The 8,369-nt window shown below is 41.5% G+C and carries 4 protein-coding genes; 3 read left to right on the top strand and 1 reads right to left on the bottom strand.

The window, feature by feature from the left end; genetic code table 11:
* Positions 1–274: sensor histidine kinase (locus tag K1X82_00550; protein ID MBX7180574.1), on the bottom strand; the 274-nt coding region annotated here is incomplete at its 3' end.
* A gap of 474 nt (positions 275–748) precedes the next feature.
* Here K1X82_00550 and K1X82_00545 point away from each other — a divergent pair.
* The 3 genes from K1X82_00545 (at position 749) to gcvP (ending at position 8,328) form a co-directional block, all read left to right on the top strand.
* Positions 749–2,539 carry an ABC transporter ATP-binding protein/permease gene (locus K1X82_00545; GenBank protein ID MBX7180573.1) on the top strand — a complete coding sequence of 597 codons (1,791 nt, stop codon included), beginning with the start codon at positions 749–751 and terminating at the stop codon, positions 2,537–2,539.
* Between the two features lie 97 nt (positions 2,540–2,636).
* Entirely contained in the window at positions 2,637–4,679 is a 2,043-nt protein-coding gene (locus K1X82_00540) for a M13 family metallopeptidase (protein ID MBX7180572.1), read from the top strand.
* A 778-nt stretch (positions 4,680–5,457) separates the two neighbouring features.
* Positions 5,458–8,328 carry an aminomethyl-transferring glycine dehydrogenase gene (gcvP, locus tag K1X82_00535; GenBank protein MBX7180571.1) on the top strand — a complete coding sequence of 957 codons (2,871 nt, stop codon included), beginning with the start codon at positions 5,458–5,460 and terminating at the stop codon, positions 8,326–8,328.
* Positions 8,329–8,369: the final 41 nt, after the last annotated feature.

Raw genomic sequence — 8,369 nt, 5'->3', positions numbered from 1 at the left:
AAAGCCTTTCCAATAAATAAGGATGAAGCGAATCATTCATGCTAACCACAAAATAGTTGGAACTTACCTGAGTAACTTGCTGGTAAGGCCGGTCTTCCTTTTTCATGATTGAAATAATGTTGGCAACCCTTCGCAATGCCAGGTTAACCCGGTCGTTAAATTCCCTGTCCTCAAAACTAAAAGCGTTTTTTAACCAAAAAACCTGTAGGGTCAAAACCCCTAAAATGGAGACCACCCCTAAAAAAATAAATACACGCAAGGTTCTTCTACTCATAGCAAGTACATTTCAGGAAGCGAAGATAGGTAATTTGAAGAAGGCAGTTTCTTCATGAATTTTAAGAAAACCATAGATTTTTAGCTTACTCCATTTCGAATAGGGCTCATTTTATTTTTAATTCTTTTTGAAGGACCACTAAGTTTTTGTGCATTTTGCACAGTTATATTGTATTCATGGTTTTATCCTAAAATTGTCATTTGAAACAAAGTGAACCAATGGCAAATGAGCTGGGAGGTGGGCCGATTTGAGTTAATCCCTGGAGAGTGTTAGTTAGGTTTTCTTTCAATTCAAATTTACATGAAAACCATACTTTCACTTGTCTTGAAACGAAGCTAAAAAGTACTATTGATTAGTTTGTGATCAATGTATCAGGTTTGTTCATGAAGATTTTTTTAAGGATGAAGAATTCCAATTTAAAATGTGGGGAAGAATACAATATTTGATTTCATTCTTAGTACTTTTGCCACTTCTATGAAGGCTTTATGGTCGTTAAATAAGTATTTCGCCAGGTATTGGGTTAGATTGTCGTTCGGAATTCTTTTCGTTGTTTTATCTAATGTGTTCGCTATTTACCCGGCCAGGGTGGTTCGGTATGCAGTTGATTTGGTGGTGGAGTCTGTAAATATTGCACGAACTTTCAATGGTTTCAACCTGAATTCGGAGTTTCTGGAAATATTCTCAAAAGCCCTTATTATATGCGGCATCTTGCTAATATCTATGGCCTTAATCAAAGGTTTTTTTATGTTTCTGATGCGTCAAACATTAATCGTTATGTCCCGGTTAATAGAGTTCGATATCAAAAATGATTTATACGACCACTACCAAAAATTGAGTTTGTCTTTTTATAAGTTAAACAGCACGGGTGACTTAATGAATCGTATAACCGAAGATGTTAGCCGTACCCGAATGTATATTGGTCCGGCAATTATGTACACTACCAACCTGGCAGCTACTATTGTCATTGTTTTGTACAGCATGTTTTCGGTAAATGTTGAACTAAGTTTTTATGCCTTGTTACCGCTTCCTTTGATGTCAGTATTGATTTATTGGGTTAGCCAGAAAATCAACAAGCAAAGCGAAAAGGTTCAAGCCATGTTAAGCACCATTAGTTCCAATGTGCAACAAGCTTTTTCTGGTATCCGAATTATTAAGGCCTACAATCGGGAATCGGCTTATATACGCTATTTTGAATCGGATAGCCAAGCCTATAAAAAGGAATCGATGCAGTTGGCATACATTAATTCCTTGTTTTTCCCGGTAATGATGATTCTCATTGGTTTAAGCACCATATTAACTGTTTATATCGGAGGTAAACAGGTAATTTCAGGGGAACTAAGCCTGGGGAATATTGCCGAATTTATTGTATACATTAATATGTTAACCTGGCCTTTTGCCTCAATTGGTTGGGTTAGTAGCATTGTTCAGCGGGCAGCAGCTTCTCAACAGCGGATTAATGAATTTTTATTTACCAAGCCGGAAATTCAAAATTCCAATTTTGATAGCCTGGAAATTCAAGGGAAAATTGAGTTTAATAAGGTGAGCTTTGTTTATCCGGAAAGTGGAATTAAAGCCTTGGATGAACTGAGCTTTTCGGTACAAGCCGGTAAAACTTTGGCTATCATTGGCCGAACCGGAAGCGGAAAAAGTACCATTGCCTCTCTCATACTCCGCTTGTTTGATGCTAGTTCAGGGGAGATTTTAATCGATAATCAAAACCTAACCAAGCTAAACTTGGATAGCCTTCGTCACCAAACCGGTTATGTCCCTCAAGAGGTTTTTCTCTTTAGTGATACCATAGCTAATAACATTGCCTTTGGTATTCAGGATAAAACCAACCAGGCTCTTATTGCCCAAGCAGCTAAAGACGCGGATATTTATGACAATATTTCGGCTTTTCCGAAAGGTTTCGATACCATTGTCGGGGAAAGAGGAATAACTCTTTCGGGTGGACAAAAACAACGGGTAAGCATTGCCAGAGCAATTATTCGTAATCCGAAAATTCTAATTTTCGATGATTGCTTGTCAGCAGTAGATACCCAAACAGAGGAAAATATCCTTGCCAACCTCAAAAAGGTAATGCAAGGGAAAACCAGTATTATTATCTCTCATCGGGTCAGTTCTGTTAAAGATGCCGATCATATTCTGGTTCTTGATGAAGGTCGCCTCGTGGAAGAAGGTGACCATGATAGCCTCATTGCTCTTAAAGGAAGTTACTTCGAATTGTACCAAAAACAAATTCGCGAGAATCAGTCCGGAAATTAATGTCCTTTTTTGTACAGGTTTTCTACTTAGGAATCTTTATTTGCGAGTTTGGGGATAAACTATACTTTTGACCCCGCTTACCCAAATTTAGTTTTAAATGAAATTGCAAAATGCCATTGGACTTGCCGCTCTGTCAGGCATCGTTCTATTCTATTCCTTTACCCCGGATGGGAAAGATAAATCTCAGGTTAAACCAATCGATTTGGCCAATATGGATAAATCGGTACGCCCACAAGATGATTTCTATGAATTCGCCAATGGTGGCTGGTTAAAAAACAATCCTGTTCCTTCGACCGAAAGCAAATGGGGCAGTTTTTCTGCTTTACTGGAAGAAAACCAATACCGCTTGAGAGGCATTTTGGAAGAAAATACCAAAAAAGCAAATACTCCGGGTTCCAATGGACAAAAAATTGGAGATTACTACTTCACTTACATGGATTCGGTTAAGAAGAATAAAGACGGCGTAAAACCCTTGGCTCGTTTCCTTCAACAAGTGAATGAAATTAAAACCAACGACCAACTGATGGCCTGGTTTGCTACTTCGCAAATGAAAGGTGTAAAAGGCGTTTGGTCTATTTATGTGAGCGCCGACCCAAAAAGCTCCAGCGTAAATATTGCTCAGGCCAACCAAGGCGGATTAGGCATGCCCGATCGGGATTATTACCTTAGAAACGACCCCGATTCCAAATCGCTTCAAGATAAATACAAACAATTGTTGGTGAAAGACTTTGAACTTCTGGGAGAATCAAAAGAAACCGCAACTGCCAATGCCGAAAAAGTTTATAACCTGGAAGTAGAACTTGCAAAAGCCTCTATGACCAATGTGGAACTTCGGGATTTAGAGAAACAATACAACAAATGGTCTATTGCCGAGCTGGATTCCAAATATCCGAATATTAAATTTTCTACCTATTTGCAAGCTATCGGATTGGGTGCTGCAAAGGAAGTAATCATCGGTCAGCCTGATTTTTTCCAAAAAGCCAGCGATTTAATTAAATCTCAACCCCTGGATGTTTGGAAAGCTTACCTACGCTGGAATATCATCACTTCATTTTCGGATCAACTAAGCGACGAAGTAGCTCAAGTTAATTTCGATTTCTATGGTACTGCTTTGTCGGGACAAAAGAAAATGAAACCAAGATGGAAAAGGGCTATTTCGGAAGTTGACCAAATGATGGGTGAGGCTTTAGGTCAATTGTTTGTGGCTAAGTACTTCCCTGAAGAATCTAAGAAAAAGGTAGATGAAATGGTGAACAACCTCATTGCTGCTTACCGCGAGCGCATCAATGGTTTGGATTGGATGAGCGCCGAAACCAAAGAAAAAGCTCAAAAGAAATTAAATACCATTATCCGTAAATTGGGCTACCCCGACACCTGGAGAGATTACAGCAAATTAACCATCTCCAGAAATTCTCACTTCGAAAATTACATCAATTCGGTGGAGTTTGAAATTCGTCATAATTACGAAAAACTTCCCAAACCGGTTGATAAAATGGAATGGCTAATGAGCCCGCCAACAGTTAATGCCTATTACAACCCAACCAGCAATGAAATTACCTTCCCTGCCGGAATTATGCAGCCTCCTTTCTATTTTGCCGGTGCCGATGATGCGGTTAATTATGCTGCCATTGGCGCTGTAATTGGACATGAATTAACGCATGGTTTCGACGACCAAGGCTCGCAATTTGATGAAGAAGGTAACATGAAAGATTGGTGGACCGCCTCCGACAAGGAGAAGTTTTTGAACAAAACCCAAATGGTGGTTGCTCAATTTAATGGTTACGTGGCCATCGATTCCTTGCATATCAACGGGGAATTGACTTTGGGTGAGAACATCGCCGACTTGGGCGGATTGTCTATTTCCTATGCCGCATTCCAAAAAACTACCCAGGCAAAAGAAGGTAAATTAATCGATGGCTTTACCCCAAATCAACGTTTCTTTTTGAGTTGGGCCCAAATCTGGAGAACGAATTTTACTCCTGCAGCCATGAAGAAGCAAGTTAATACCAACCCTCACTCGCCCGGAAAGTTTAGAGGAAATGGACCTTTAACCAATTTGACCGAGTTTTATGAAGCCTTTGGTGTAAAGGAAGGAGATAAAATGTGGGTTGCGCCTGAAAAACGGGCTAAAATTTGGTAGTTAATTTCCGGTCTCGCCCGGTTTAACTAGATTTTGTTGGATTTTTTGGCGGGTCCCATTCGCATTCGTTTTGCGCTTTTTACAACCGAAAGCCCGGCTCATGGTCGGGCTTTCGGCGTTACTCCTCGCCCCACTTGCTATCGCTGCGTGGTGCTGTGGGGTAACTGCCTCTATCCCTACCCGGACCAAGCCCGGGCATTTGCTTATAGGTACGAGCTTTTGCCACTTCCGGGTGAGGTGAATTGTATTCTCTATCGCAAATTAATCAATACGAGGATACCTAATCCGAACTACTTGATTTAGTTGGGTTTACCCCTCCCGAAGCATTTCGGGAAGAATTTGTAATGCGTAATCTGGTTTTATTAGTGTCAAAAAGTTATATCCATGGTATTTGGTTGGCCATGTGTAAAATATTGAATTGTAAGATGGGTAATAGGCAAAACCAGGTTTAGAACAAGGCAGTTTGGGTTTGCACCTCGGGCAACGATTGAGACAAGTAGCCCACAGGACCCCAATGGCGTTAGCCGAGGGGGACGAGGACTACTGGCGAAAGCGTGACCTGAAGCCGATGCAACCAATTTGGAAGAAGTGTAAAGAAAGGTAGGCTGAAGGGGCCCGCCAAATAAGAAATAAAACAGAAATGCAGTAAATTTTACCCATCCGAATGAGTTTACTAACAGACAACCTGATTCAGTTAAAAACTTCTGAGTGAAAAATGATTTAATTCAGGTTTGAGGCTGTCATTATTCGTCTGTTCCCCCTATCTTTGCTGACTAATATGATTACTGACTCCTTCTCCTCCCGACACATTGGCCCCAACGCCGAAGAAACTGCCAAAATGCTTGAAAGTATTGGTGTTTCAAGTTTAGACGAACTGATTTCACAAACCGTACCTTCCCAAATTCGATTGGAGAAGGAATTGGATCTTCCTGTGGCATTAAGCGAATACGATTACTTGAACCACGTTGGTGATTTGGGTAAGAAAAATAAAGTATTTAAGTCTTTTATCGGGCAAGGGTATCACCCAACGATTGTGCCATCGGTGATTCGTAGAAATATTCTTGAAAATCCGGGTTGGTACACGGCTTATACACCGTATCAGGCGGAAATTGCACAAGGCAGGTTGGAAGCATTATTGAATTTTCAAACCTTGGTTATGGAACTCACCGGGATGGAAATTGCCAATGCTTCGTTGCTGGATGAAGCCACAGCGGCGGCCGAAGCCATGATAATGTTATATCACAGCAGGCCAAAGGAGAAGAATTCATCTCATGTGTTTTTTGTGTCTGAGCGTTGTTTCGATCAAACCATTGATGTGTTAAAAACCCGTTCGGCTCCATTGGGAATAGAATTGTTGATTGGAAATCATGAAACGGTAGTTTTTAATGAGAACATGTTTGGAGCCTTGGTTCAATATCCGGCTTCGAATGGAGAAGTTTATAATTATTCTGAATTTGCTGCCAGCGCCAAAAGCCATGGCATTCGTTTGGCAGTTGCTGCCGATATTCTTTCGTTGGTATTGCTAACTGCGCCGGCCGATTGGGGAGCAGATGTAGTAGTTGGGAATAGTCAACGCTTTGGTGTTCCAATGGGTTTTGGAGGTCCGCACGCTGCATTTTTCGCTACCAGAGAAGAGTTTAAGCGTTTTATACCGGGACGAATTATTGGTGTAAGCGTTGATAGCAATGGAAACCGGGCTTTGCGTATGGCATTGCAAACCAGGGAGCAGCACATTCGCCGCGACAAGGCTACTTCGAATATTTGTACAGCACAGGCCTTGTTGGCAATTATGGCTTCTATGTATGGAGTTTATCATGGTCCGGCAGGTTTGAAACGGATTGCAACCAAGGTAAATTCAGCCGCTACCTTGTTGAAGAACGGATTGGTGCAATTGGGCGTAAAGGTTCAAAATCTGACCCATTTCGACACTTTATGCATTGTGGACGAAGCAGCAGACACGGTGAAGGAAGCCGCTGAAAAGCAAGAGTTGAATTTCTTTTATGCTGCCGATGGAAGCATTCGAATCAGTGTGAATGAAACTACTTCGGCTCAGGATATTCAGGCTGTACTTGCTCTATTTGCCGGATTGAAAGGTGGGCAAGCTGTAGCCATAACAACCATTAGTGCACAACCGGTTTCAGTTTCGGAAGGATTGGTTAGAAAGGGAGAGATACTGAAGCAGCAGGTGTTTAATTCTCATCATTCGGAATCAGAAATGATGAGGTATATTAAAATGTTGGAGAACAAAGATTTGTCTCTGACTTTTTCAATGATTAGCTTGGGATCCTGCACCATGAAGTTGAATGCAGCGAGTGAGTTGTATCCTATTACCGATCCTAATTTTGCCAATTTGCATCCATTTGCGCCGGTGAATCAAACCGCCGGATACCGCGAGATGATTGATAATTTGGAGAAATATTTATGTCAGGTAACCGGTTTTGCAGGGATGAGTTTTCAGCCAAATAGTGGTGCGCAAGGTGAATATGCCGGTTTGATGGTGATTAGGGCCTATCATTTAAGTAGAGGAGATGCACATCGGACCATAGCCTTAATTCCGCAATCGGCGCATGGAACTAATCCGGCCACAGCAGTGATGGCAGGTATGCAGGTAGTGGTGGTAAAATGCGATGAATCGGGGAATATTGATGTTGCTGATTTGAAAGCAAAGGCAGAACAATACAAAGATAATTTAGCGTGTTTGATGGTTACCTATCCTTCAACCCACGGTGTATTTGAAGAAGCCATTACGGAGATTACCCGGGTAATTCATGCCAACGGTGGACAAGTTTACATGGATGGTGCGAATATGAATGCGCAGGTTGGATTAACCTCTCCCGGAAGGATTGGGGCAGATGTTTGTCATTTGAATTTACATAAAACCTTTGCTATTCCTCACGGTGGTGGAGGTCCGGGCGTAGGTCCGATTGGAGTGGCGGCACATTTAACACCTTTTTTGCCAGGACATGCTTTGGTGAAAACCGGGGGAGAAAAGGCTATTACATCGGTTTCTGCAGCGCCTTACGGTAGCGCCCTTATTTTACTAATTTCGTATGGCTACATTCGGATGTTAGGAAAGGAAGGCGTAGTAAATTCGACCAAGTATGCAATTTTGAATGCCAATTATATGAAGTCCAAATTGGAGAAGCATTTTCCGATTTTATACCAGGGGAAGAATGGCAAAGTAGCCCATGAAATGATATTGGATTGCAGGGAATTTAAAAGAGTATGCGGAGTAGAGGTGGAAGATATAGCCAAACGATTGATGGATTATGGATACCATGCGCCGACCGTTTCATTTCCGGTTGCCGGAACCTTAATGGTGGAACCTACGGAAAGTGAAAGCTTGCATGAGTTAGATAAATTTTGCGATTCATTAATATTAATCCGCAAGGAGATTGAAGAAATTGTTTCCGGTTTAGCCGATAAGCAAGACAATGTATTAAAGCATGCACCACATACTGCCGGGGTAGTAATTTCGGGAGAATGGTCGAGGTCCTATACAAGGGAGAAAGCTGTTTATCCGGCGGAATGGATTCGGGAGAATAAGTTCTGGCCAAGCGTTGGTAGAGTAGATAATGCGTATGGTGACCGCAATTTGGTTTGTAGTTGCGAACCAATGGAGTCGTACATGGAGTTAAGCGAAGTTTAATTTGGCATTATCATTTAGAATACTTTAATTTGCACTTCTTA

Source organism: Bacteroidia bacterium, assembly GCA_019695265.1.
Lineage (GTDB): Bacteria > Bacteroidota > Bacteroidia > JAIBAJ01 > JAIBAJ01 > JAIBAJ01.
Note: the sequence above shows the minus strand (reverse complement) of the source record. Positions and strands in the feature narration are given on the sequence as shown.